We start from the raw sequence: 23,965 nt of genomic DNA on the forward strand, positions 1-23,965 counted from the left end.
CCGTAGCGCGCGCGGGGCACGCCGTTAGGGCCGACCGATGGGGCACCGGGACATCCCGGTGCCCCATCGGCATGTCCGGGCCGGGGCCGCCCGTCCAGGGGCGGGTGCGCGCCTTTGTCCTGCGTGTGGAGAAAGTTGGAGCGGATTCCTGCGCAACTTCTTCCCACTCCGGGAAAGCGCTGCTACGTTCCCCTCCAAAGCCCGACGGACTGTCCGATGTGGCGGGGAGGGACGCGTGAGACGCATGACGGCTCGGCCCGCGAACGCGCATCAGGCGCGACTGCTACGGCTGTTGCGCGACGGCGGTCCCAACTCCCGTGCGCAGCTGGGGGACGAGGTCGACCTCTCGCGCTCCAAGCTCGCCGTCGAGGTGGACCGGCTGCTGGAGACCGGCCTGGTCGTGGCCGACGGGCTCGCTGCCTCGCGCGGCGGACGCCGTTCCCACAACATCCGGCTCGCTCCCGCACTGCGGTTCCTCGGCGTGGACATCGGGGCCACGTCCATCGACGTGGCCGTCACCAACGCCGAGCTGGAGGTCCTCGGGCACCTCAACCACCCCATGGACGTACGCGAGGGTCCCGTCGCCGTCTTCGAGCAGGTGCTGTCGATGGCGGCCAAGCTCAGGGCCTCCGGGCTCGCCGAGGGCTTCGACGGCGCGGGCATCGGCGTACCGGGTCCCGTCCGCTTCCCCGAAGGCGTGCCGGTCGCACCGCCGATCATGCCCGGCTGGGACGGCTTCCCGGTCCGCGAGGCGCTCAGCCAGGAGCTGGGCTGCCCCGTCATGGTCGACAACGACGTGAACCTCATGGCGATGGGGGAGCAGCACGCGGGCGTCGCACGCTCCGTGGGCGACTTCCTCTGCGTCAAGATCGGTACGGGCATCGGCTGCGGCATCGTCGTCGGCGGCGAGGTCTACCGCGGTACGACCGGCAGCGCCGGCGACATCGGCCACATCCAGGTGGAACCGGACGGCCGGGCCTGCGCATGCGGCAACCGGGGCTGCCTGGAGGCTCACTTCAGCGGCGCGGCGCTCGCCCGCGACGCCGAGGACGCGGCGCGCTCCGGGCTGTCGGCGGAGCTCGCGGCCCGGCTCGAAGCGGCCGGCCGGCTCAACGCCGTCGACGTCGCCGCCGCCGCCGCGGCCGGCGACGCCGCCGCACTCGACCTGATCCGTGAAGGCGGAAACCGGGTCGGCCAGGTCATCGCCGGACTCGTCAGCTTCTTCAACCCGGGCCTGGTGGTGATCGGCGGCGGTGTGACCGGCCTCGGTCACAACCTTCTCGCCAGTGTCCGGACCCAGGTCTACCGGCAGTCCCTGCCGCTCGCCACCGGCAACCTGCCCATCGTGCTGGGGGAGTTGGGGCCGGCAGCCGGAGTCATCGGCGCCGCCCGGCTCATCAGCGACCACCTGTTCTCACCGGCCTGATCCTCGGCCGGTCAGCACCACGGCTCCGCCCGCACCGCAGCACCGCCAGCACCTTGCCCTGCCCGCTCACCGGTCCCGCACCGAGGGGATTTGTCATGGCACCAGAACCGGCGTCACTGCCGGAACCACCCCTGCTCACCATGTCCGGCATCACCAAGTCCTTCCCCGGTGTACGCGCCCTCGACGGCGTGGACCTGGAGGTACAGGCAGGCGAAGTCCACTGCCTCCTCGGGCAGAACGGCGCCGGCAAGTCCACCCTCATCAAGGTGTTGGCCGGCGCCCACCAGCCCGACGGCGGCGAGATCACCTGGCGCGGCGCACCCGCCGCGCTCAAGTCGCCCATCGCCGCGATGCGCCTCGGGATCGCCACCATCTACCAGGAACTCGACCTGGTCGAGGGCCTGTCGGTCGCCGAGAACATCTTCCTCGGCCACGAGCCGACCACCGCGGGCTTCGTCGTCCGCACCCGGGAGGCCCGTACGGCGGCGGGCGACCACCTCAAGCGCCTCGGCCACCCGGAGATCGACCCCGCCCGCGCGGTCGGCGACCTCTCGGCCGCCCAGCAGCAGATCGTCTCCATGGCGCGGGCGCTCTCCCACGACGTACGGCTCATCGTGATGGACGAACCGTCGGCCGCCCTCGACCCGGACGAGGTCGACAACCTCTTCCGCATCGTCGACGGACTCACCGACGAGGGCGTCGCCGTCGTCTACATCTCCCACCGGCTGGAGGAGATCCGCCGGATCGGCGACCGGGTGACCGTGCTCAAGGACGGCCGGGCCGTCGCCGTGGGGCTTCCCGCCAAGTCCACACCGACGCGCGACATCGTTGCCATGATGACCGGCCGCAACGTCGAGTACGTCTTCCCCCAACGGACGACCGCCACGGCGGAGCGCGCCGCCGCGCCGCCCGTCCTCACGGTCGAAGGGCTATCCAGGAAGGGGGAGTTCGAACCGCTCGACCTCGAACTGCGGCCCGGCGAGATCGTCGGACTCGCCGGACTGGTCGGCTCCGGGCGCTCCGAGATCCTGGAGACCGTCTTCGGAGCGCGCAGGCCCACCACCGGGCGGGTCACCGTCGGCGGAAAGCCGCTCCGCCCCGGCAGCGTCCGCGCCGCGGTGGCCGCCGGCATCGGTCTGGCACCCGAGGAACGCAAGGCGCAGGCCCTCCTGTTGACCGAATCGGTCACCCGTAACGTCTCGGTCTCCTCCCTCTCCCGCTTCGCCCGCGTCGGCTGGATCGACCGGGGCGCCGAACGCAGGGCGGCCAGGACCGCGACCCGGGAGCTCTCCCTGCGGCCCGACCTTCCGGACGCCGCCGTGCGTACCCTCTCCGGCGGCAACCAGCAGAAGGCGGTCCTGGCCCGCTGGCTGCTGCGCGGCTGCCGGGTCCTGCTCCTCGACGAACCCACCCGCGGTGTCGACGTCGGCGCCCGCGCCGAGCTGTACGCCGTGATCCGCCGGCTGGCCGACGACGGCCTCGCCGTTCTGCTCGTCTCCAGTGAGGTCCCCGAAGTGCTGGGCCTCGCCGACCGGGTGCTGGTGCTCCGCGAGGGACGCGTCGTGCACGCGGCCGACGCGCAGGAGCTCGACGAGCACCGCGTACTCGATCTCGTGATGGAAGGGAGCCCGGCATCATGACGCAGCCCGTCTCTTCGGCGCAGCACAACGGGCCGGACAAGGGGGTCCTGAGCGGCCCGGCCGACGCCCCGCCCTCGAAGGAGCGGGGGCCGCGCGCGTTCGGTCTGCGCGCCGACGTGCGCAACCTGTCCCTGCTGGGCGTACTCGCCGTACTGGTCGCCGTCGGCGGCATCACCGAACCCGACGCCTTCCTGGACACCGGTAACCTCCAGCTGATCCTGACGCAGGCGTCCGTCATCGGAGTCGTCACCGTCGGCATGACCTTCGTCATCACCAGCGGCGGCATCGATCTGTCGGTCGGCGCGATGGTCGCGCTCGCCTCCGTCTGGGCGACGACGCTCGCCACCCAGGAGTACGGCTTCGCGGGCATCCTCTTCACCGCCGTGGTCGTCGGACTCGCGGCCGGTCTGGTGAACGGGCTCCTCATCGCGTACGGCGGAATGGTGCCGTTCATCGCGACACTGGCGATGCTCGCCTCGGCCCGGGGGCTCGCCCTCCAGATCACCGACGGCAAGACGCAGATCGTCACCGTGCAGTCCGTCCTCGACCTGGGGCTGCCCGACTCGTACGTCCTGGGGATTCCGCCCCTGGTCATCGTCTTCGCCGCCGTCACCGTCGTCGGCTGGCTGATCCTCAACCGGACGACCTTCGGACGCCGTACGGTCGCGGTCGGCGGCAACGCGGAAGCGGCCCGGCTGGCCGGCATCGACGTCCGCCGCCAGCGGCTCTACCTCTATCTGCTCTCCGGACTCTGCTGCGGCATCGCCGCCTTCATGCTGATCATCCTGTCCGGCTCGGGCCAGAACACCAACGGCAACCTCTACGAACTGGACGCCATCGCCGCGGCCATCATCGGCGGCACCCTCCTCAGCGGCGGGCGCGGCACCATCGTCGGCTCCGTCCTGGGTGTCCTGGTCTTCACCACGATCACCAACATCTTCGCGCTCAACAACCTGCAGAGCGATGTCCAGCAGATCGCGAAGGGCGCGATCATCGTCGCCGCCGTCCTGGTCCAGCGCCGCACGCTGCGCAACGGAGAGACCTGATCCGTCGGTTCCTCCCCACCACCACCCGCTGTTCCGTATGCACCGCACCGGATGAAGGGTTTGACAGCCATGCCAGAAACCAGCCGCAGAGGACTGCTCTTCGGCACCGCAGCCGTCTCCGCGGGCGCCTTCCTCACCGCCTGTACCAGCAACGAGCCCAAGAAGTCCGCGGACGACTCCGTGGCGCAGAGCAACCAGCCCGCCGCCGACGACAAGCCCGGCACACCGGTCACCATCGGCTTCGCCGGACCGCAGGCCGACCACGGCTGGCTCAACGCGATCAACGTCAACGCCAAGTCGCGGGCGGAGAAGTACTCCGAAGTGACCCTGGAGATCACCGAGGGGTCCAACGACACCGCCGTCCAGATCGGCCAGGTCAAGACCCTCATCAACAAGAAGGTCGACGTCCTCGTCATCCTGCCCGCGGACGGCAAGGCACTCACCCAGGTGGGTCTCGAAGCGATGAAGGCGGGTATCCCCGTCATCAACCTGGACCGCATCTTCGCCTCCCCGCAGGCGTACCGCTGCTGGGTCGGCGGCGACAACTACGGCATGGGGCTGAACGCCGGCCACTACATCGGCGAGCAGCTCAAGGGGAAGTCGAACGCCAAGGTCGTCGAGCTGGCCGGCATCGACAGCCTGGAACTCACCAAGCAGCGCAGCCAGGGCTTCGCCGACGCACTGAAGAACTACTCCAACGTCGAGCTGGTGGCCCGTCAGGCGGCCGACTTCACCGTCGAGTCGGGGCAGGCCAAGATGGCCCAGCTCCTCCAGGCGCAGAAGAAGATCGACGCCCTGTGGAACCACGACGACGACCAGGGGGTCGGCGCGCTGCGCGCCATCCAGCAGGCGGGCCGCGACGAGTTCGTCATGGTCGGCGGGGCCGGGGCCAAGTCGGCCATGGACGCCATCAAGGCCGACAACAGCGTCCTCAAGGCGACCGTGCTGTACCCGCCGACGATGGCCGCGTCCGCCATCGACCTGGCGCGCGCCCTGGGACAGAGCAAGGGCATCGGCGGGCTCTCCGAACTGGAGATCCCGACCTCCCTCACCCTCTACTCGGCCGTGGTCACCAAGGAGAACATCGACCAGTACCTGCCGACGGGCTTCAGCTGATCCGGCCGTAGGAGGGTGCTGGCCACCCTCCTGCCGTGCCCACCGAACGACCGACGAGGAGGAAGCCCGGATGGCCCGTAGGGAAGAGACGGAGCAGGAGGCCGCAGCGCCGCCGACGCAGGCGCCGAAGGCGGCGACGCTCGGAGTCGGCATGGTCGGATACGCGTTCATGGGCGCCGCCCACTCACAGGGGTGGCGCACCGCCGGACACGTCTTCGATCTGCCGATGCGGCCCGCTCTCGCCGCGATCTGCGGACGCGACCGGACTGCGGTCGACGCCGCCGCCACCAGACACGGCTGGGCGGCGGCGGAGACCGACTGGCGCGCCCTGATCGCCCGGGACGACGTGCAGCTCGTGGACATCTGCACCCCTGGCGACAGCCATGCGGAGATCGCCATCGCCGCCCTCGAAGCGGGCAAGCACGTGCTGTGCGAGAAGCCGCTCGCCAACACGGTCGCCGAGGCGGAGGCCATGACGGAGGCCGCGGAACGGGCCGCCGCCCGCGGCCAGATCGCCATCGTGGGCTTCAACTACCGCAAGGTCCCGGCGATCACCTACGCCCGCACACTGATCGCGGAGGGCCGGCTCGGAGCCCTGCGGCACGTACGCGCCACCTACCTCCAGGACTGGCTGGTCGACCCGGAGTCGCCCCTCACCTGGCGGCTCAAGCGCGAGCACGCCGGGTCGGGCGCCCTGGGCGACCTCGGGGCGCACATCGTGGACCTCGCCCAGTACCTGACGGGGGAACTGCTGGTCGGGGTGTCGGCGGTCAGCGAGACCTTCGTACGGACCAGGCCCGTGCTCGCCGGGCCCGGGGCCGGTCTCTCGGGCACCGGGGACGCCGCCGTACGGGGGGCGGTCACCGTCGACGACGCGGCGCTGTTCACGGGCCGCCTCGCCTCCGGGGCGCTGGCGTCCTTCGAGGCGACCCGGATGGCGGCGGGCCGCAAGAACGCGCTGCGTCTGGAGATCAACGGGGAGCTCGGCTCGCTCTCCTTCGATCTGGAACGCCTCAACGAACTCTCCTTCCACGACCACACCGAACCGGCGGTCAGCGCCGGGTTCCGGCGGATCCTCGTCACCGAACCCGAGCATCCCTATCTGGAGGCGTGGTGGCCGCCGGGCCACGGCCTCGGCTACGAGCACACCTTCGTCCACCAGGCGGCGGACGTGGTCCGCACGATCGCCGCGGGCTCGGCGGCCATGCCGTCCTTCGCCGACGGGCTCCAGGTGCAGCGGGTGCTCGCCGCCGTCGAGGAGAGCGCAGAGAAGAACTCCGTCCACACCCCGGTCCCGTTCTAGGAGGTCCCGCGCATGCCCCGTCCCTTCACGCTCTTCACCGGCCAGTGGGCCGACCTGCCACTGGAGGAGGTCTGCAGGCACGCCAGGGACTTCGGTTACGACGGTCTCGAACTCGCCTGCTGGGGAGACCACTTCGAGGTCGACAAGGCGCTCTCCGACCCCGGCTACCTGGACGGTCGGCACGAGCTGCTCGAAAAGTACGGGCTCACGTGCTACGCGATCTCCAACCACCTGGTCGGACAGGCGGTCTGCGACAACCCGATCGACGAGCGCCACCAGGCGATCCTGCCCGGCAGGATCTGGGGCGACGGGGAGCCCGAAGGCGTCCGCCGGCGGGCCGCGGAGGAGATCAAGAACACCGCACGCGCCGCCGCGGCCTTCGGGGTGCAGACCGTCATCGGTTTCACCGGGTCGTCGATCTGGCACCTGGTCGCGATGTTCCCGCCGGTTCCGCCGCACATGATCGAACGGGGCTACGAGGACTTCGCCGAGCGCTGGAACCCGATCCTCGACGTCTTCGACGCGGAGGGCGTGCGCTTCGCCCACGAGGTGCACCCCAGTGAGATCGCGTACGACTACTGGACGACGCACCGCGCGCTGGAGGCCGTTGACCACCGGGCCGCGTTCGGGCTGAACTTCGACCCGAGCCACTTCGTGTGGCAGGACCTCGACCCGGTCGGATTCCTGTACGACTTCCGTGACCGGATCTACCACGTGGACTGCAAGGAGGCGCGCAAGCGCCTCGACGGCCGCAACGGCCGGCTCGGCTCCCACCTGCCGTGGGGAGACCCGCGGCGCGGCTGGGACTTCGTCTCGGCCGGTCATGGCGACGTCCCGTGGGAGGACGTGTTCCGGATGCTGCGGTCCATCGGCTACGACGGTCCCGTATCCGTCGAGTGGGAGGACGCCGGAATGGACCGGCTGACGGGTGCGCCGGAAGCGCTTGCCTCCCTGAAGCGGTTCGATTTCGACCCGCCGGCCTCCTCGTTCGACGCGGCGTTCGGCAGCGCCGACTGATCCCTCCCGGGGCCCGCCCACCCAGGGCTCCGTCTCCGCACTCCCGCTCCTCGAAGGCCGGAGGGGCCCGAGCGGTGTCCTCGGCCGAGGACCCGGGGTGCGGGGCGGAGCCCCGCGGGGGGTCGCTCACGGCTGCCCGAAACCTGCTTTGTCCTGCCGCAGGAAGAAGTTCAACTTAGCTGCTGCGCAAGGGCTTTCCGTCCCGGACGAACAGGTCTACCGTCCCTTTGGTGTACACCACATGACTCGCGTCGGCGGGGCCTCTCCGGCCCCACCGGCGTGCGCGGCAGTCCCCGCGCTGCACGGCCACGGCTCCACCCGCCCGTACAACCGGCACCTTCCGGAGGACACTCGTGCACAGAACCCGAAACCGATATCGCGGCCGACGGCATACAGGATTCCGCGCGTCACTGGCCCTGCTGACCGGTGGTCTCCTCACCGCGACGACGCTGACCCTCGGAGCCGCACCGGGCGCCTCGGCCGAGCCGCGCGCGCAGAGCGCCGCCGCCGATGCAGCCGCCGAGGAGTTCCAGCAGGTCACCCTGGCCAAGGGCGGCGCCGAGACCGGCGAGCCGATGTCGCTGGCCGTCCTCCCGGACCGCAGCGTCCTGCACACCTCGCGCAGCGGCGAGCTGCGGATCACCGACAGCGCGGGCAACACGAGGATCGCCGGCACCATCCCCGTCTACTCGCACGACGAGGAAGGGCTCCAAGGCGTCGGTATCGACCCCGACTTCAGCGAGAACCGGGCGATCTACCTCTACTACGCGCCCCCGCTGGACACCCCCGCCGGTGACGCACCGGCCAACGGGACGGCCGCGCAGTTCGCGGAGTTCGACGGAGTGAACCGGCTCTCGCGCTTCGTGCTCAAGGCGGACGGCACCCTCGACAACGCCAGCGAGAAGAAGGTCCTCGACATCCCCGCCACCCGCGGGATCTGCTGCCACGTGGGCGGCGACATCGACTTCGACGCGCAGGGCAACCTCTACCTGTCGACGGGCGACGACTCCAACCCCTTCTCCTCGGACGGCTTCACGCCGATCGACGAGAGCCCGGACCGGAACCCGGCGTACGACGCCCGGCGCACCTCCGGGAACACCAACGACCTGCGCGGCAAGATCCTCCGGATCAAGGTCGCCTCGGACGGCTCGTACACCGTGCCCGAGGGCAACCTCTTCGCACCCGGTACGGACAAGACGCGGCCCGAGATCTACGCGATGGGCTTCCGCAACCCGTTCCGCTTCTCCGTCGACAAGTCCACCGGCGTCCTCTACGTCGGTGACTACGGCCCCGACGCCGGTGCGGCCGACCCGAAGCGCGGTCCGGCCGGGCAGGTCGAGTTCGCCCGGGTGACCAAGCCCGGAAACTTCGGCTGGCCGTTCTGCACGGGCGACAACGACCCGTACGTCGACTACGACTTCGCGACGAAGACGTCCGGCGCCGCATTCGACTGCGCCGCACCGAAGAACACCTCGCGGCACAACACCGGTCTCGTCGACCTGCCCCCGGCGCAGGCCGCCTGGATCCCCTACGACGGCGGTTCCGTGCCCGAGTTCGGCAGCGGCTCCGAGTCCCCGATGGGCGGGCCCGTCTACCACTACGACCCGAACCTCGACTCGCCGGTGAAGTTCCCCGAGGCGTACGACGGGGACTTCTTCGCCGGAGAGTTCGGCCGACGCTGGATCAAGCGCATCGAGCACGACAGCACGGGCGCCGTCCAGTCGATCAACTCCATCCCGTGGAGCGGCACCCAGGTGATGGACATGTCCTTCGGCCCGGACGGGGCGCTGTACGTCCTGGACTACGGCACCGCCTGGTTCGGCGGGGACGAGAACGCCGGTCTCTACCGCATCGAGAACGCCACCGGCGGACGGTCGCCCGTCGCCGAGGCGAGCGCGAGCAGGACCTCCGGCGTCGCACCGCTCAAGGTCGCCTTCTCCTCGGCCGGCACCGCGGACGCCGACGGCGACGCCCTCACCTACACCTGGGACTTCGGCGACGGCGGCACGTCGACGGCCGCCAACCCCACCTACACGTACAAGAAGAACGGCACCTACACGGCGACCGTCACCGCCAAGGACCCGAGCGGCCGGACCGGTTCGGCGAGCGCCCACGTGACCGTCGGCAACACCGCGCCCACCGTGAAGCTCGAACTCCCGGGAGAGGGACAGCTGTTCACCTTCGGTGACGAGATCCCCTTCAAGGTGACCGTCACCGACCCCGAGGACGGCACCGTCGACTGCTCCAAGGTCGCGGTCCGCTTCATCCTCGGCCACGACAGCCACGGCCACCCCGTCACCACGGTCAACGGCTGCTCCGGGGTCATCAAGACCGAGGCGGACGGCGGGCACGACCCGAACGCCAACATCTTCGGAGTCGTCGACGCCTCCTACACGGACGGCGGAGGCGGCGGCCAGGCCGCGCTGACCGGCAGCGACCAGGCGCAGCTCCAGCCGCGCCACCGGCAGGCCGAGCACTACACCGGCCAGTCCGGTGTCGCACCGCAGGACAAGGCGAGCGCCAACGGCGGGAAGACCGTCGGGGACATCCACAACAACGACTGGATCTCCTTCAAGCCCTACTTGCTCACCGGCTCGACCAAGCTCACCGCCCGGGTCTCCTCCGCCGGAGCGGGCGGCTCCCTGGAAGTGCGGACCGGTTCGCCCACCGGCACCCTGCTGGGCTCCACGACGGTCCCGGTGACCGGCAGCTGGGACACCTTCCAGAACGTCGACGTGGCCCTGCGCAACGTTCCCAGGCGGACCACCGAACTCTTCCTGGTCTTCAAGGGCGGAAGCGGGGCGCTGTACGACGTGGACGACTTCGAACTGTCCTCCGCCGCACCGGTCAAGGACGCCAAGCGGGTTCTGGTGTTCTCCAAGACCGGAGGCTTCCGTCACGACTCCATCCCCGCGGGCATCACCGCCCTGAAGGAACTCGGCGCCGAGAGCGGCATCACCGTCGACGCGACCGAGGCGGCCGGCCAGTTCACCCCGGCCAACCTGGCACGCTACGACTCCGTCGTCTTCCTCTCCACGACCGGTGACGTCCTCGACAGCGACCAGCAGAAGGCGTTCGAGGACTACGTGGCCGCCGGAGGCGGGTACATGGGCGTCCACGCCGCCGCCGACACCGAGTACGACTGGGAGTTCTACGGCGGACTCGTCGGCGCGTACTTCTCCTCGCACCCGCAGATCCAGCCCGCCACCGTGCGCGTCGAGAACCACGACCACCCGGCGACGGCCCACCTGGGCGAGGCGTGGGACCGCACCGACGAGTGGTACAACTACCGCACCAACCCCCGGGACAAGGCCCAGGTGCTCGCCACGCTGGACGAGACCAGCTACACGGGCGGCACGATGAAGGGGGACCACCCGATCTCCTGGTGCCAGACCTACAAGGGCGGCCGGTCCTTCTACACCGGCCTCGGCCACACCAAGGAGTCCTACGCCGAACCGGACTTCCGCAAGCACCTCCTGGGCGCCATGCGGTACACGACCGGTCAGGCCGAGGCCGACTGCAGGCCCGACACCGGCTACCGGACGATCTTCAACGGGAAGACGCTCGACGGCTGGAAGCAGGCGGGCCCCGGACAGTTCACCGTCGCCGACGGCGAGCTGCGCACCGAGGGCGGCATGGGGATGCTCTGGTACCAGGCCAAGGAGCTGAACTCCTACTCCCTGAAGCTCGACTGGAAGATGGCCGGCGACGACAACTCCGGTGTCTTCGTGGGCTTCCCGGCGTCCGACGACCCCTGGTCCGCGGTGAACAACGGCTACGAGGTCCAGATCGACGCCACTGATGCCGCCGACCGCACCACGGGCGCCGTCTACGGCTTCAAGTCCGCCGAGCTCGCCGCCCGTGACGCGGTGCTCAAGCCGCCGGGCGAGTGGAACAGCTACGAGATCCGGGTCCAGGGCGAACGGCTCCAGATCTTCCTCAACGGCGTGAAGATCAACGACTACACCAACACCGATCCGGTCCGCAGCCTGAAGAACGGCTACATCGGTCTCCAGAACCACGGAGCCGACGACCAGGTGTCCTTCCGCGACATCCGGTTGAAGCAGCTGCCCTCGACGTAGGGCTTCGCAGGCCGACGGCGGGCGGGGAGACCGAGGCCCCCCGCCCGCCGTCCTCGGCTGGCACGAGCGCTGCGTGCCGCCATAGACCTCGATCCACAGACCTCGATCCACGGGCCCCGATGCACGGGCCCCGATCCACCGCGCCGTACTCATCTCGCTCCACCGTGCTCCACCCCGTCAGGAGCCCCAGCCAGGGAGGCAGCCCGTGACCGCACAAGCCGTCCGTACCGGAGTCTGGTTCATCGGAGCACGCGGCTCCGTCGCCACCACCGCCACCGCGGGGTGCGCCGCCATCGCGGCCGGGCTCCACCCGGCGACCGGCATGGTCACCGAGACGCCACCCTTCGCCGACAGCGGGCTGCCACCGTTGAACTCCCTGGTCTTCGGCGGTCACGACACCATCGACTGCCCCCTGCCCAAACGGGCCGAGGCGCTCGCCGCCGGGGATGTCCTGCCGTACGGCCTGCCCTCGGCCGTACGCTCCGAACTCGCCGCCGCCGACGCGGAGATACGGACCGGCGGCCCGCTGGCCGGTGACACGCGCAGCGACGAGGAGCTGATCAGCGCCTTCGCCGCGGACCTCGCCGACTTCGCCCGCCGTCACGAGCTGGCACGAACCGTCGTGATCAACGTCGCCTCGACCGAGCCCCTGCCCCAGGAGGGCGAGGCACGCCTGCCCGCCAGCTCCCTCTACGCGGCGGCAGCCCTCCGGGCCGGCTGCCCGTACGTCAACTTCACCCCCTCCACGGGCCTGCGCAGCCCGGCCCTCCAGGACGCCGTCGCCACCTGCGGACTTCCCCACGCGGGGCGCGACGGCAAGACAGGCCAGACGCTGCTCCGTTCCGTGCTCGCCCCGATGTTCGTGCAACGCGCCCTGCCGGTACGGGCATGGTCGGGCACGAACCTCCTGGGCGGCGGGGACGGAGCGGCGCTGGCCGACCCCGCGGCGGCGGCGGCGAAGAACGCGGGCAAGGAACGCGTACTGGCCGACACCCTGGGTACGGCGCCCGAGGGCGAGGTGCACATCGACGACGTCCCGGCGATGGGGGACTGGAAGACGGCGTGGGACCACATCGCCTTCGACGGTTTCCTCGGCTCGCGCATGATCCTCCAGACGATCTGGCAGGGCTGCGACTCCGCGCTGGCCGCCCCCCTGGTCCTCGACCTGGCCCGGCTGCTGGCCCGCGCCCAGGAGTGCGGCCTCACCGGCCCGCGCCCCGAGCTGGGCTTCTACTTCAAGGACCCGGACGGCGGGCCGGCCGCTCTGTCCGAGCAGTACGCGGCCCTGCTGGCCTTCGGCGAGCGGCTGCGAGGTGAGCGGTGAGGCTCCGCGGCTGGGGCGGCGCTGCGGGACTGCTGCTGGCGCTGACGGCGGTCGGCGCCGTACGCGGCGCCCGCGCCGCACGCACGGGCTCGGCGCCGGATGACTCCGTACCCGCCGACTCCGTGCCCGCCGACCGCACGCCGTCCGGCTGTGCGCCGGAGACGGCCGAGGCCACAGACCGCCTGTCCGGTGCGGGCGGGACTGCGCCCGCACCGGGCAGGCCCCGCACCGCGAAGGGCCAGGCCGACCCCGCTCTCGCCGCCGGCTTGCGTGAACGGGCGGGCGCGTGGGCCGAGTTGCTGAGGGTGTCGGCCCTGTTCACCGTCCCGGGCGACGCCCTGGCCGGAGCAGCCGCGACGGGCCGCAGGCCCCACCGCGGCACTGCGCTGGCCGTGGGCGCCTCGCTCTGTCTGTACGAGGCGGGGATGGCGCTCAACGACTGGGCGGACCGCGAGGAGGACGCCGTGGACCGTCCCCATCGCCCGATTCCCTCGGGCCGGATCACGCCGGGTTCGGCCCTGGCGGCCGCGGGCGTGCTGACGGCGGCGGGCCTGGCCCTGGCCGCACGGGCCGGCGGCCCCTCGCTCGCGGTGGCCTCGGCCCTCGCGGCCACGGTGTGGTCCTACGACCTGTACCTGAAGCACACGGAGGCGGGCCCGGCGGCCATGGCCACGGCCCGCTCCCTGGACCTGCTCCTGGGAGCGACGGCAACGGCGACGGCCCGCGCGGCGGCAGCACGCGTACCGACCAGGGCCTCCGGACCCCCACCGGGGACCGGACCCGCAGCCGCGCTGCGCTCCGCGCTCCCCGCTGCCGCCCTGCTGGGCGCGCACACCTACGCCGTCACCGTCGTCTCCCGCCACGAGGCGCAGGGTGGCTCCACCACCGCCCCGCTCGTCGCACTCGCCACGACCGTGGGGCTCGGCGCCGCGGTCGCCGGCGAGCCCAGGCGGGCCGGGGGACCAGCCCCCGGCCGTGCCGGGCACGAGCTGTGGCAGCCGCTCCGGCCGGCCGGCGCGCCCGCCCGCCTCCTGCTCACCGGCTTCGCCGGGGCCTACCTCCGTACCGCCGCCCGCCCCCAACTGCACGCCGCGCTCAACCCGTCCCCGCCGCTCACCCAACGCGCCGTCGGCGGCGGAATCCGCGCCATGATCCCGCTCCAGGCCGCTCTCGCCGCGCGGGCGGGAGCACCCGTCACCGGACTGGTCCTCATGGGGCTCGTCCCCCTGGCGCGACAGCTCGCACGGAAGGTGAGCCCCACATGACACTCCGCCTCGGCTACGGCACCAACGGGCTCACCGACCTCCGGCTCGACGACGCCCTCGGTCTGCTCGCCGACCTCGGCTACGAGGGCGTGGGGCTGACCCTCGACCACATGCACCTCGACCCCCTCGCACCCGACCTCGCCGCCCGCACCCGGCACGTGGCACGCCGGCTCTCGGCGCTCGGCCTCGGAGTCACCGTCGAGACCGGCGCCCGCTATGTGCTCGACCCGCGCCGCAAGCACGGCCCGTCCCTGCTCGACCCGGACCCCGAGGCCCGCGCGGTGCGTACCGCGCTGCTCGTCCGGGCCGTCGACGTCGCCGCCGACCTCGGAGCGCACGCCGTGCACTGCTTCAGCGGCATCACCCCGCCGGGGGGTGGCGACGACGGCACGGACACCGCCGCCTGGCAGCGGCTGGCCGACGCACTCGCTCCCGTCCTCGACGCCGCCACCCGCACCGGCATCCCCCTGGCCGTCGAGCCCGAGCCCGGCCATCTCCTCGCCACACTCGCCGACTTCCACCACCTCCGTACGCTCCTGGGCGACCCGGAACCCCTCGGACTCACCCTCGACATCGGGCACTGCCAGTGCCTGGAACCCGCCTCGCCCGTCGACTGCGTGAAGGCCGCCGCCCCCTGGCTGCGCCACGTCCAGATCGAGGACATGCGCCGCGGGGTGCACGAACACCTGCCCTTCGGCGACGGCGAGATCGACTTCCCGCCCGTCCTGCACGCACTCGCCGAAGCGGACTACCAGGGCCTCACCGTCGTCGAACTGCCCCGCCATTCGCACGCCGGCCCCGAACTCGCCCGCACCTCCATCGAGTTCCTGCGCAAGCACAGTCCGTCGAGCCGCTGAACCCGCCGAAGGGAGCAACGCCATGCCGATGACCCCGCTGCTGACCCGCAAAGAACTCGACGTCCAGCTCGGCGGAGCCGCACGCGCCTGGCTCGACGAGGCCCTCGCCGAAGCCGAACACGCAGCCCGTACCGGCGAACACCCGGACGCCGCAACGGCCTTCGCCGTCCCGCCCTGGGAGCTGCGGTACGCCGCCGCCGGCCGCCACTGCGGGCTCGACCGCGCCGACTCCGTACGTTCCCTGCTGCTCGTCGAGGCCCGCGCCGGGCTGCCCGCCCTGACCAGGCTCTACGAACAGGGCACCGCGGCCGAACGGCGTGCCGTGCTCCTCACGCTGCACCGGCTGGACATCGGGCCCACCGCCCTCCCGCTCGTCGAGGACGCCCTGCGCACCAACGACACCCGGCTGGTCGCCGCCGCCGTCGGTCCGTACGCCGCGGCGCACCTCGACGCCCACCAGTGGCGGCACGCCATTCTCAAGTGTCTCTTCACCGGTGTCCCCGTGGACTGCGTCGAAGCGCTGGCCCGCCGCTCGCGGGGCGACGCGGAACTCGCCCGCATGCTGGGCGACTTCGCCGCGGAACGCACCGCGGCCGGGCGTGACGTCCCCGCCGACCTCGCCCGCGTCCTCGCTCTCACCGCTCCCGCCCCCACGGTCCCCACGGAGGAGTCCTGATGCGCATCTTCGACCCCCATATCCACATGACCTCCCGCACGACGGACGACTACCGGGCGATGTACGACGCGGGTGTCCGCGCCCTCGTCGAACCCTCCTTCTGGCTGGGCCAGCCCCGCACCTCGCCCGCCAGCTTCTTCGACTACTTCGACGCCCTGCTCGGCTGGGAGCCCTTCCGCGCCTCCCAGTACGGCATAGCCCACCACTGCACACTCGCCCTCAACCCGAAGGAGGCGAACGACCCCCGCTGCTTCCCCGTCCTCGACGCCCTGCCCCGCTACCTCGTCAAGGACTCCGTCGTCGCCGTCGGCGAGATCGGCTACGACTCCATGACCCCGGCCGAGGACATCGCCCTGGCCACACAGCTCCAGCTCGCCGCCGACCACGGTCTGCCCGCCCTGGTCCACACCCCGCACCGCGACAAGCTCGCCGGTCTGCACCGCACCGTCGACGTCATCCGCGAATCACATCTCCCCCCGGAGCGGGTGCTGCTCGACCACCTCAACGAGACGACCGTGAAGGACGCCGTCGACAGCGGCTGCTGGGCCGGCTTCTCCATCTACCCGGACACCAAGATGGACGAGGACCGCATGGTCACGATCCTGCGGACGTACGGCACCGAGAAGATCCTCGTCAACTCGGCGGCCGACTGGGGACAGAGCGACCCGCTGAAGACCCGCAAGGTCGCCGACGCGATGCTGAAGGCCGGATTCACCGAGGACGACGTCGACCAGGTCCTCTGGCGCAACCCCGTCGCCTTCTACGGGCAGAGCGGCCGGCTCCAGCTCGACATCGCCGCGCCCGACCCCCTGCACGAGGGGAACTCCATCCTGCGCGGCGGGGAGTGAAGCGATGCGCTTCCGCCACCCCGACGGCTCCACCGTCCACCTCTCCTACTGCACCAACGTGCACCCCGCCGAGACCCTCGACGGCGTGCGGGCACAGCTGCGCGACCACAGCGAACCGGTGCGCAGACGCCTCGGCCGCGACCGCCTGGGCATCGGCCTGTGGCTCGCCAAGGACGCGGCCCGCGCCCTGATCAACGACCCCGCCGCGCTGCGCTCGCTCCGCGCCGAGCTGGACCGCCGCGGCCTCGAAGTCGTCACGCTCAACGGCTTCCCGTACGAGGGATTCGGCGCCGAAGAGGTCAAGTACCGCGTCTACCGGCCGGACTGGACCGACCCCGAGCGGCTCGCCCACACCACCGACCTCGCCCGGCTGCTCGCCACGCTGCTCCCCGAAGACGTCACCGAAGGCACCATCTCCACGCTGCCGATCGCCTGGCGCACCCCGTACGACGGCGACCGCGACGCGGCCCGCACCGCGCGGGCCGCCCTCACCACCCTCGCGCAACGCCTCGACGCCCTCGCCGAACTGACCGGAAAGTCCATCCGGATCGGTCTCGAACCGGAACCCGGCTGCACGGTGGAGACCACCGCCGACGCCATCGGACCCCTCACCGCGATCGGGCACGACCGCATCGGCATCTGCGTGGACACGTGCCACCTCGCCACGTCCTTCGAGGACCCGGACACGGCGCTCGACGCCCTCGCCGGGGCGGGGGTCTTCGTCGCCAAGGCCCAGCTCTCCGCCGCCCTGCACGCCGAACACCCCCACCTGCCCGATGTACGCACCGCGCTCGCCGCCTTCGCCGAACCCCGCTTCCTCCACCAGACCCGCACGAGCACCGCCGCAGGTCTGCGCGGCGCCGACGACCTGGACGAGGCACTGGCCGGCGGGACCCTCCCCGACAGCACCCCGTGGCGGTCCCACTTCCACGTACCGCTGCACGCGCCCCCGGCACCCCCGCTGACCTCCACCCTCCCGGTGCTCCGGTCCACGCTGACCCGGCTCCTCGGAGGCCCACGGCCGCTGACCCGGCACCTGGAGGTCGAGACGTACACCTGGCAGGCCCTGCCGGCGGAGCTGCGCCCCCGCACCCGCACCCAGCTCGCCGACGGCATCGCCGCCGAACTCACCCTCGCCCGGGACCTCCTGGTCGACCTCGGGCTCAAGGAGCTGCCATGACCGCACCCGAAGCAGGCACCGCACGCGCGACGGAGACCGGCCCGACCCCCCTCCTCGTCCTCGACGTCGTGGGACTCACCCCGCAGCTCCTCGACCACATGCCGAACCTCCGGGCCATGGCCGAGAGAGGCGCCCGGGCCCCCCTGAGCACCGTGCTCCCCGCCGTCACCTGCGCCGCCCAGTCGACCTTCCTCACCGGGACGACCCCCGCCGAGCACGGCATCGTCGCCAACGGCTGGTACTTCCGCGAGCTGGGTGACGTCCTCCTGTGGCGCCAGCACAACGGGCTCGTCGCGGGCGACAAGCTGTGGGACGCCGCCCGTCGCGCCCACCCCGGCTACACCGTCGCCAACATCTGCTGGTGGTACGCCATGGGCGCGGACACCGACTACACGGTCACCCCGCGCCCCGTGTACTACGCCGACGGCCGCAAGGAACCCGACTGCTACACCCGGCCGCCCGCTCTGCACGACGAGCTCACCGACAAGCTCGGCACCTTCCCCCTCTTCCACTTCTGGGGACCCGGCGCCGACCTGGTCTCCTCCCAGTGGATCATCGACGCGACCCGGCACGTCGTCGCCACCCGCGCCCCCGACCTGGCCCTGTGCTACCTGCCCCACCTCGACTACGACCTCCAGCGCTACGGCCCCGACGACCCGCGCTCCCACCGTGCGGCGACCGAACTCGACCGCGCCGTCGCACCTCTCCTCGAAGACGCCCGCCTGCAGGGACGCACGGTCGTGGCGCTCTCCGAGTACGGGATCACCCGCGTCGACCGGCCCGTCGACATCAACCGCGCCCTGCGCCGCGCCGGCCTGCTGGAGGTCCATACCCAGGACGGCATGGAGTACCTCGACCCGATGGCCTCCCGGGCCTTCGCCGTCGCCGACCACCAGATCGCCCACATCTACGTACGCCGTCCCGAGGACCTCGAAGCCACCCGCGAGGCCCTCGCGGACCTGCCCGGCATCGAGCAACTCCTCGACGACGAGGGCAAGAAGGCCCACCACCTCGAGCACCCCCGCTCCGGGGAACTGGTCGCCGTCGCGGAACCCGGCGCCTGGTTCACGTACTACTACTGGCTCGACGACGACCGCGCCCCCGACTTCGCGCAGCTGGTCGAGATCCACCGCAAGCCGGGCTACGACCCCGTCGAGCTCTTCATGGACCCCCAGGACCCCTACGTCCGGGTCAAGGCAGCCGGCGCCGTCGCCCGCAAGAAGCTCGGCATGCGCTACCGCATGGCCGTCGTCCCCCTCGATCCCTCGCCCATCCGCGGCAGCCACGGCCGCCTCCCCACGAGCGACGAAGAAGGTCCGCTCATCCTCTGCTCCACCCCCCACGCGTTCACCGGCCGCGTCCAGGCCACCGAAGTGAAGTCCCTGCTCCTCCGGCTTGCCGGACTGCACTGAGCACCCCGCTCACTCACCAAGGAGTTACGTGATCATGAGCCGCACCCCGAAGGACGCCGAACTGGCGCGCAGACTCAGCCGCCGCAACGTCCTGGGCGTCGTCGCCGGAGCCACCGCAGCCACGCTCCTCGGCACCGCGACCGCCGAGGCCCACGGCCGAAGCCGTGCCGTGCTGCCCCCCGGCCGCCTCGGCATCCAGCTGTACAGCCTCCGGGACAAGGTCTCCACGCTCGGCTTCGCGCCCGTCTTCACGGAGCTGGAGAAGTACGGGTACGACGAGATCGAGTTCGCCGGATACACGCAGGGCTCGGCCGGCGCCATCACGCTGGCCCAGTTGAAGCAGCTGGCCCGGGACCACGGGCTGAACCCCATCGGCAGCCATGTCGGCTATTACGACAACAACAACCCGGGTGCCTACACCTTCGCCCAGAACCTCACCAAGGTCCTGGACGACGCCGAGGCCCTCGGCCTCAAGCACATCGGCACGGCCTCGGGACCCTTCCGCTACGGCTCGACCGTCGACGGCTGGAAGCGCGCCGCCGAGGAGTTCAACACCTACGGCGCGGCGGCCCGCAAGCGCGGGATGAAGTTCTACCAGCACAACCACGCGGAGGAGTTCTCCTTCGCGACCGACCAGCCCGACGTACGCCTCTACGACGTCCTGCTCGCCGAGACCGACCCGGACCTGGTGTATCTGGAGATGGACATCTACTGGGCGTACGCCGCCCAGTTCCGCTTCGGCAAGAAGGCGGACGGCACGCCGGCCCCCTTCGAACCGGTCGACTACGTACTCAGGCAGCCCGACCGCTATCCGCTCTTCCACGTCAAGGACGGCATCCGGGACGACACGGCCCGCGACGGGTACCGCATGGCGGACGTCGGCGACGGCGACATCGACTACAAGACGTTCCTCAGCCGGGTCACCGGGCGCACCCCGCGCGGCCGTGCCTACCACCACTGGCAGACCGAGCACGACAACCCGGTCGAGTCGTTCGCGTTCGCCCGCAAGTCCAGCGAGCACCTGCACAGCCTGCGGGAGAGGTGCGGCGAGTAGCCGACTGCCGGGCGTGACCGGCCCCGGGGTGCCTGGGCCCCCGGGGCCGAACCTCAGTCCGTCTCCCTGCTGATGGGCATCGGATTGGGTGTCACTCCCTTCTTCGGTCTGCCCGGTGCGGTGAGGAACAGTGCGATGAACCCGGCGAACAGCGAGATCGAGCCCGCCAGGGTGAACGCCCCGCTGTGGCCCCAGTTGTCCACGACGACCTTGCCCATGCCCGCGCCGAGCAGACCGGACACCAGCTTGGAGCTGTAGACCAGGCCGTAGTTGGACGCGTTGTTGTTCTCCCCGAAGTAGTCGGCCGTCATGGCCGCGAACATCGGGAAGATCGCGCCGCCGCCGAATCCGGAGATCGACGAGAAGATCAGGAAGAGCGGCAGGTTCTCGATGTTCGCCGACCACAGGATTCCGTACTGCGCGAGGCCCAGGACGACGCAGACGAAGATCAGGCACCGCTTGCGCCCGTACCGGTCGGAGAGCCAGCCGATCACGCCGCGCCCGGTGCCGTTCACGATCGCCTTCAGCGACATCGCGGTCGCGACGATGCCCCCGGCGAATCCGGCCTCCTTGCCGATGTCGACCTGGAACGCGATGCCGAAGATGTTCACGCCCGAGGTGCACAGCAGACAGAACCACATCAGTGCGACCCGCCCGGTCCGCCAAGCCTCGGCCGGGGTGTACTGCTTGACCGCCGGCGGGTTCATCGCCAGTGCGCGACGGGCCCGCGGGTCCTCCGGCGGCCTCAGCGGGTCGATCTCGGCGGGCCACCAGTTCTTCGGCGGGTCCTGGAAGAAGTGACCCGCCACGGCCACCGTCGCGGCGAGGAAGAGACCGACCGCGACCAGGACCCAGCGGAAGTTCGTCAGATCCATGTAGCTGGTGAAGAGGAACACGAACGGCACCGAACCGTAGGCGAATCCGCCGTTGACGAAGCCGGTCTTGCCTCCCTTGCGCTCCGGATACCACTTGCCGACCATGTTCACGCAGGTCGCGTAGACCATGCCGGCGCCCATGCCGCTGAACATGCCGAACCCGACGTACGCGACGACCACATGCGGCGCGAACGCGAGCGACAGATATCCGAGCAGGGTCCCGAGTGCGCCGAACATCATCGCCCAGCGGGCGGGCAGCCTGCCGCTTTCCCTGAGCTTGCCGGCGGGGAAGGCCACCGCCGCCTGGAAGAACACCCAGACACCGAGCATCCAGAAGATGTGCCCGCTGCTCCAGCTGTGTGCGATGTGCAGGGTGTCCTCGGCCGACGCGAACGCGTACTCGGCCGAGCTGATGCCCATCATGCCGACCCACGGCAGGATGACCATCCACTTGCGCTTGCGGCCCATGATGTCCATATCGGTCTCGCCGATGCGGTACATGCGCCCGTTGGCGTCCGTCACCTCCCTGTAGGTGGCGGACGTCGAGATGTCTGTAGTCGCCATGTCGATCGAACCCCTTGCGTGGAAGAAGTCTGGCCAGCGCCCCCTGCCCGTTCTCACTTCGCGCCGGGGTCCGCGGCCGAGCGGTACGCCGCAGACCCCGTGGTTCGAGCCCTCGTCATCAGGTCATCGATCACCGCCCAGCAGCCCCGCGGCCCGTGCCCACCGGTACTTGGCGCCGAGTACGGCGACCGGCTGCTCCGTCGTGTACGGATAGGCGACGACGCCCCGCTCGTACAGGTACGCGCAGGCCGCCTCGACCTCCGTGTCGCCGGCCAGCGAGGCCACCACGGGCTTCTCGATCCCACGCTCGCGGTACTCCGCCACCACCCGGGCCGTCAGCTCCGCGAAGACCATCGGGGGAGTGACGATCGTGTGCCAGTAGCCCAGCACCAGCGCGTGGATACGGGGGTCCTCCAGGCCGAGCCGGATCGTCGCCTCGTACGTGGACGGCGGCTCACCGCCCGTGATGTCGATCGGATTGCCCGCGGCGCCGAACGGCGGGATGAACGCCTTGAACGCCGCGTCCAGGTCCGGCGGGATCTCCATCAGCGACAGACCGTTGTCCACGATCGCGTCCGAGAGGAGCACGCCCGAACCGCCCGCCCCGGTGATGATGACGACGTTGTCGCCCTTCGGCGTCGGCAGGACCGGCAACGCCCGCGCGTACTCCAGCATGTCGTTCAGCCCCGGCGCCCTGATCACCCCCGCCTGCCGCAGGATGTCGTCGTACACCGCGTCGTCACCCGCGAGCGCGCCCGTGTGCGAACCGGCCGCCCTGGCCCCCGCGCTGGTGCGCCCGGCCTTCAGGACCACGATCGGCTTCTTCGGCACGGTCGCGCGCGCCGCCTCCACGAAGGCGCGGCCGTCCTTGAGATCCTCCAAGTGCATCGCGATGCACTGGGTGTTGGGGTCCTCGCCGAACCAGGTCAGCAGGTCGTCCTCGTCGATGTCCGACTTGTTGCCGAGCCCCACGATCGCCGACACACCGGTCTTCGTCGAACGGGCGAAGCCGAGGATCGCCATACCGATCCCGCCGGACTGCGAGGTCAGCGCCACCCCGCCCCTGACGTCGTACGGGGTGCAGAACGTGGCGCAGAGGTCCTGCCAGGTGGAGTAGTAGCCGTAGATGTTCGGCCCCAGGATGCGTACGCCGTACCGCTCGCCGATCGCCACGATCTCGTCCTGGAGCTCCTGTTCGCCGGTCTCGGCGAAGCCCGACGGGATGAGGACGGCGTTGGGGATCCCCTTGCGCCCCACCTCCTCCAGCGCCGCTGCCACGAACTTGGCGGGGATCGCGAAGACCGCCACATCCACCTCACCGGGAACGTCGGTGACACTCTTGTACGCCTTGCGGCCCAGGATGTCATCGGCCCGGGGGTTCACCGGATGGATCTCGCCCGGGAATCCGCCGTCCACGAGGTTGCGCATCACCGAATTGCCGATCTTGCCCTGCTCGTTGGAGGCCCCGATGACGGCCACCGAACGCGGCTCCATCAGCCGGCGCATCGACACGAGGATCTCCTCGCGGCTGTACGTGCGCCGGACCTTCACCTCCTCGGTGGACAGCAGGATGCGGATATCCGCGGCGACGGCACCGTCCGGCGCCGCGATCACCGGATTGAGGTCGACCTCGGCGATCTCCGGGAAGTCGGTGACCAGGTGGGAGACCCGCCTGATCTGTTCCGCGAGGGCCCAGCGGTCCACCGCGGGCGCACCGCGCACACCGCGCAGGATCTCCGCCGCCCCGATCGAGTCGAGCATCGACTGCGCCTCGTCCGCCGTGACGGGCGCCAGCCGGAACGTGATGTCCTTCAGCACCTCCACCAGGACACCGCCGAGCCCGAACGCCACCACCTTCCCGAAGGTCGGGTCGGTGACCGCGCCGATGATGACCTCCTGCCCCGGAGGTACGAGCTGCTGCACCTGCACCCCGTCGATCCGCGCATCCGGCGCGTACGCCTTCGCGTTCTCGACGATCCGGCAGAACGCCGCCCGGACCTCCGCGGGCCCGGACACCCCGACCACGACCCCGCCCGCATCCGTCTTGTGCAGGATGTCGGGGGAGACGATCTTCAGCACGACGGGCCCGCCGAGCCGGTCCGCGTGCGCCACCGCCTCGTCGACGTCCCGGGCCAGCTCCTCGCCCGGCACGGCGATCCCGTACGCGTCGGCGACGATCTTCCCCTCCGGGGCGGTGAGGGCACTGCGCCCCTCGGCCCGGACGGCTTCGAGCAGGGCGCGTACGCGTTCCCGCTCCTGTGGTTCCACTGATCCGGCCAT

Annotated in this window: 17 protein-coding genes; 15 read left to right on the top strand and 2 right to left on the bottom strand. The window is 71.0% G+C overall.

Annotated elements, in window-relative coordinates; translation table 11 throughout:
• The first annotated feature begins 244 nt into the window (after positions 1 to 244).
• The 15 genes from OG230_RS29990 to OG230_RS30060 all read left to right on the top strand — a co-directional run bounded on the left by OG230_RS29990 (position 245) and on the right by OG230_RS30060 (position 20,246).
• On the top strand, positions 245 to 1,426 hold the full coding sequence (locus tag OG230_RS29990; protein ID WP_328911581.1) for an ROK family transcriptional regulator: 1,182 nt from the start codon (positions 245 to 247) through the stop codon (positions 1,424 to 1,426).
• Between the two features lie 140 nt (positions 1,427 to 1,566).
• Complete coding sequence (locus tag OG230_RS29995; RefSeq protein ID WP_328911582.1) at positions 1,567 to 3,066, top strand: sugar ABC transporter ATP-binding protein; 1,500 nt, start codon at positions 1,567 to 1,569, stop codon at positions 3,064 to 3,066.
• Positions 3,063 to 4,112 carry an ABC transporter permease gene (locus tag OG230_RS30000; protein WP_328906865.1) on the top strand — a complete coding sequence of 350 codons (1,050 nt, stop codon included), beginning with the start codon at positions 3,063 to 3,065 and terminating at the stop codon, positions 4,110 to 4,112. Before OG230_RS29995 ends, OG230_RS30000 begins: the two co-directional genes overlap by 4 nt.
• Before the next feature lie 69 nt (positions 4,113 to 4,181).
• Positions 4,182 to 5,228: a substrate-binding domain-containing protein gene (locus tag OG230_RS30005; RefSeq protein ID WP_328906866.1), complete on the top strand. Its 1,047-nt coding sequence runs from the start codon at positions 4,182 to 4,184 to the stop codon at positions 5,226 to 5,228.
• A gap of 70 nt (positions 5,229 to 5,298) precedes the next feature.
• Complete coding sequence (locus OG230_RS30010) at positions 5,299 to 6,531, top strand: Gfo/Idh/MocA family protein (RefSeq protein WP_328906867.1); 1,233 nt, start codon at positions 5,299 to 5,301, stop codon at positions 6,529 to 6,531.
• 12 nt (positions 6,532 to 6,543) lie between these two features.
• Positions 6,544 to 7,548 (top strand): sugar phosphate isomerase/epimerase family protein, encoded by a 1,005-nt coding sequence (locus tag OG230_RS30015; protein ID WP_328906868.1) that lies wholly within the window; start codon positions 6,544 to 6,546, stop codon positions 7,546 to 7,548.
• 353 nt (positions 7,549 to 7,901) lie between these two features.
• Positions 7,902 to 11,630 (top strand): ThuA domain-containing protein, encoded by a 3,729-nt coding sequence (locus OG230_RS30020; RefSeq protein WP_328906869.1) that lies wholly within the window; start codon positions 7,902 to 7,904, stop codon positions 11,628 to 11,630.
• A 205-nt stretch (positions 11,631 to 11,835) separates the two neighbouring features.
• On the top strand, positions 11,836 to 12,954 hold the full coding sequence (locus OG230_RS30025) for an inositol-3-phosphate synthase (RefSeq protein WP_328906870.1): 1,119 nt from the start codon (positions 11,836 to 11,838) through the stop codon (positions 12,952 to 12,954).
• A 122-nt stretch (positions 12,955 to 13,076) separates the two neighbouring features.
• Positions 13,077 to 14,219 carry an SCO3242 family prenyltransferase gene (locus tag OG230_RS30030; RefSeq protein WP_328911583.1) on the top strand — a complete coding sequence of 381 codons (1,143 nt, stop codon included), beginning with the start codon at positions 13,077 to 13,079 and terminating at the stop codon, positions 14,217 to 14,219.
• Entirely contained in the window at positions 14,216 to 15,076 is an 861-nt protein-coding gene (locus OG230_RS30035) for a sugar phosphate isomerase/epimerase family protein (protein ID WP_328906871.1), read from the top strand. The genes OG230_RS30030 and OG230_RS30035 overlap by 4 nt, the downstream gene beginning before the upstream one ends.
• Before the next feature lie 22 nt (positions 15,077 to 15,098).
• Entirely contained in the window at positions 15,099 to 15,752 is a 654-nt protein-coding gene (locus tag OG230_RS30040; RefSeq protein ID WP_328906872.1) for an EboA domain-containing protein, read from the top strand.
• The gene (locus OG230_RS30045) at positions 15,752 to 16,600 is read left to right on the top strand and encodes a TatD family hydrolase (RefSeq protein WP_328906873.1); all 849 of its coding nucleotides are present in this window, start codon (positions 15,752 to 15,754) and stop codon (positions 16,598 to 16,600) included. Before OG230_RS30040 ends, OG230_RS30045 begins: the two co-directional genes overlap by 1 nt.
• Before the next feature lie 4 nt (positions 16,601 to 16,604).
• Positions 16,605 to 17,780, top strand: a complete 1,176-nt coding sequence (gene eboE / locus OG230_RS30050; protein ID WP_328906874.1) for a metabolite traffic protein EboE — start codon at positions 16,605 to 16,607, stop codon at positions 17,778 to 17,780.
• A complete protein-coding gene (locus tag OG230_RS30055) occupies positions 17,777 to 19,192 on the top strand; it encodes a nucleotide pyrophosphatase/phosphodiesterase family protein (RefSeq protein WP_328906875.1) in 1,416 nt (471 codons plus the stop codon). Before eboE ends, OG230_RS30055 begins: the two co-directional genes overlap by 4 nt.
• 34 nt (positions 19,193 to 19,226) lie before the next feature.
• Positions 19,227 to 20,246: a sugar phosphate isomerase/epimerase family protein gene (locus OG230_RS30060; RefSeq protein WP_328906876.1), complete on the top strand. Its 1,020-nt coding sequence runs from the start codon at positions 19,227 to 19,229 to the stop codon at positions 20,244 to 20,246.
• A 53-nt stretch (positions 20,247 to 20,299) separates the two neighbouring features.
• On the opposite strand, the gene OG230_RS30065 is transcribed toward OG230_RS30060, so the two are convergent.
• Positions 20,300 to 21,685, bottom strand: coding sequence for an OFA family MFS transporter (locus OG230_RS30065; RefSeq protein ID WP_328906877.1), 1,386 nt, complete (start codon positions 21,683 to 21,685; stop codon positions 20,300 to 20,302).
• Positions 21,686 to 21,808: 123 nt separating this feature from the next.
• The gene (locus tag OG230_RS30070; RefSeq protein WP_328906878.1) at positions 21,809 to 23,965 is read right to left on the bottom strand and encodes an acetate--CoA ligase family protein; all 2,157 of its coding nucleotides are present in this window, start codon (positions 23,963 to 23,965) and stop codon (positions 21,809 to 21,811) included.

This window comes from Streptomyces sp. NBC_00234, assembly GCF_036195325.1.
GTDB lineage: Bacteria > Actinomycetota > Actinomycetes > Streptomycetales > Streptomycetaceae > Streptomyces.

Bases quoted from the DNA above. Each gene is read 5' to 3' on its own strand.
- OG230_RS29995 (WP_328911582.1), top strand. From the start codon at position 1,567: ATGTCCGGCATCACCAAGTCCTTCCCCGGTGTACGCGCCCTCGACGGC.
- OG230_RS30045 (WP_328906873.1), top strand. From the start codon at position 15,752: ATGCGCATCTTCGACCCCCATATCCACATGACCTCCCGCACGACGGAC.
- OG230_RS30060 (WP_328906876.1), top strand. From the start codon at position 19,227: ATGAGCCGCACCCCGAAGGACGCCGAACTGGCGCGCAGACTCAGCCGC.
- OG230_RS30065 (WP_328906877.1), bottom strand. From the start codon at position 21,685: ATGGCGACTACAGACATCTCGACGTCCGCCACCTACAGGGAGGTGACG.
- OG230_RS30005 (WP_328906866.1), top strand. From the start codon at position 4,182: ATGCCAGAAACCAGCCGCAGAGGACTGCTCTTCGGCACCGCAGCCGTC.
- OG230_RS30035 (WP_328906871.1), top strand. From the start codon at position 14,216: ATGACACTCCGCCTCGGCTACGGCACCAACGGGCTCACCGACCTCCGG.
- OG230_RS30015 (WP_328906868.1), top strand. From the start codon at position 6,544: ATGCCCCGTCCCTTCACGCTCTTCACCGGCCAGTGGGCCGACCTGCCA.
- OG230_RS30040 (WP_328906872.1), top strand. From the start codon at position 15,099: ATGCCGATGACCCCGCTGCTGACCCGCAAAGAACTCGACGTCCAGCTC.
- OG230_RS30070 (WP_328906878.1), bottom strand. From the start codon at position 23,965: ATGGCCGGATCAGTGGAACCACAGGAGCGGGAACGCGTACGCGCCCTG.
- OG230_RS30000 (WP_328906865.1), top strand. From the start codon at position 3,063: ATGACGCAGCCCGTCTCTTCGGCGCAGCACAACGGGCCGGACAAGGGG.
- OG230_RS30010 (WP_328906867.1), top strand. From the start codon at position 5,299: ATGGCCCGTAGGGAAGAGACGGAGCAGGAGGCCGCAGCGCCGCCGACG.
- eboE (WP_328906874.1), top strand. From the start codon at position 16,605: ATGCGCTTCCGCCACCCCGACGGCTCCACCGTCCACCTCTCCTACTGC.
- OG230_RS30055 (WP_328906875.1), top strand. From the start codon at position 17,777: ATGACCGCACCCGAAGCAGGCACCGCACGCGCGACGGAGACCGGCCCG.
- OG230_RS29990 (WP_328911581.1), top strand. From the start codon at position 245: ATGACGGCTCGGCCCGCGAACGCGCATCAGGCGCGACTGCTACGGCTG.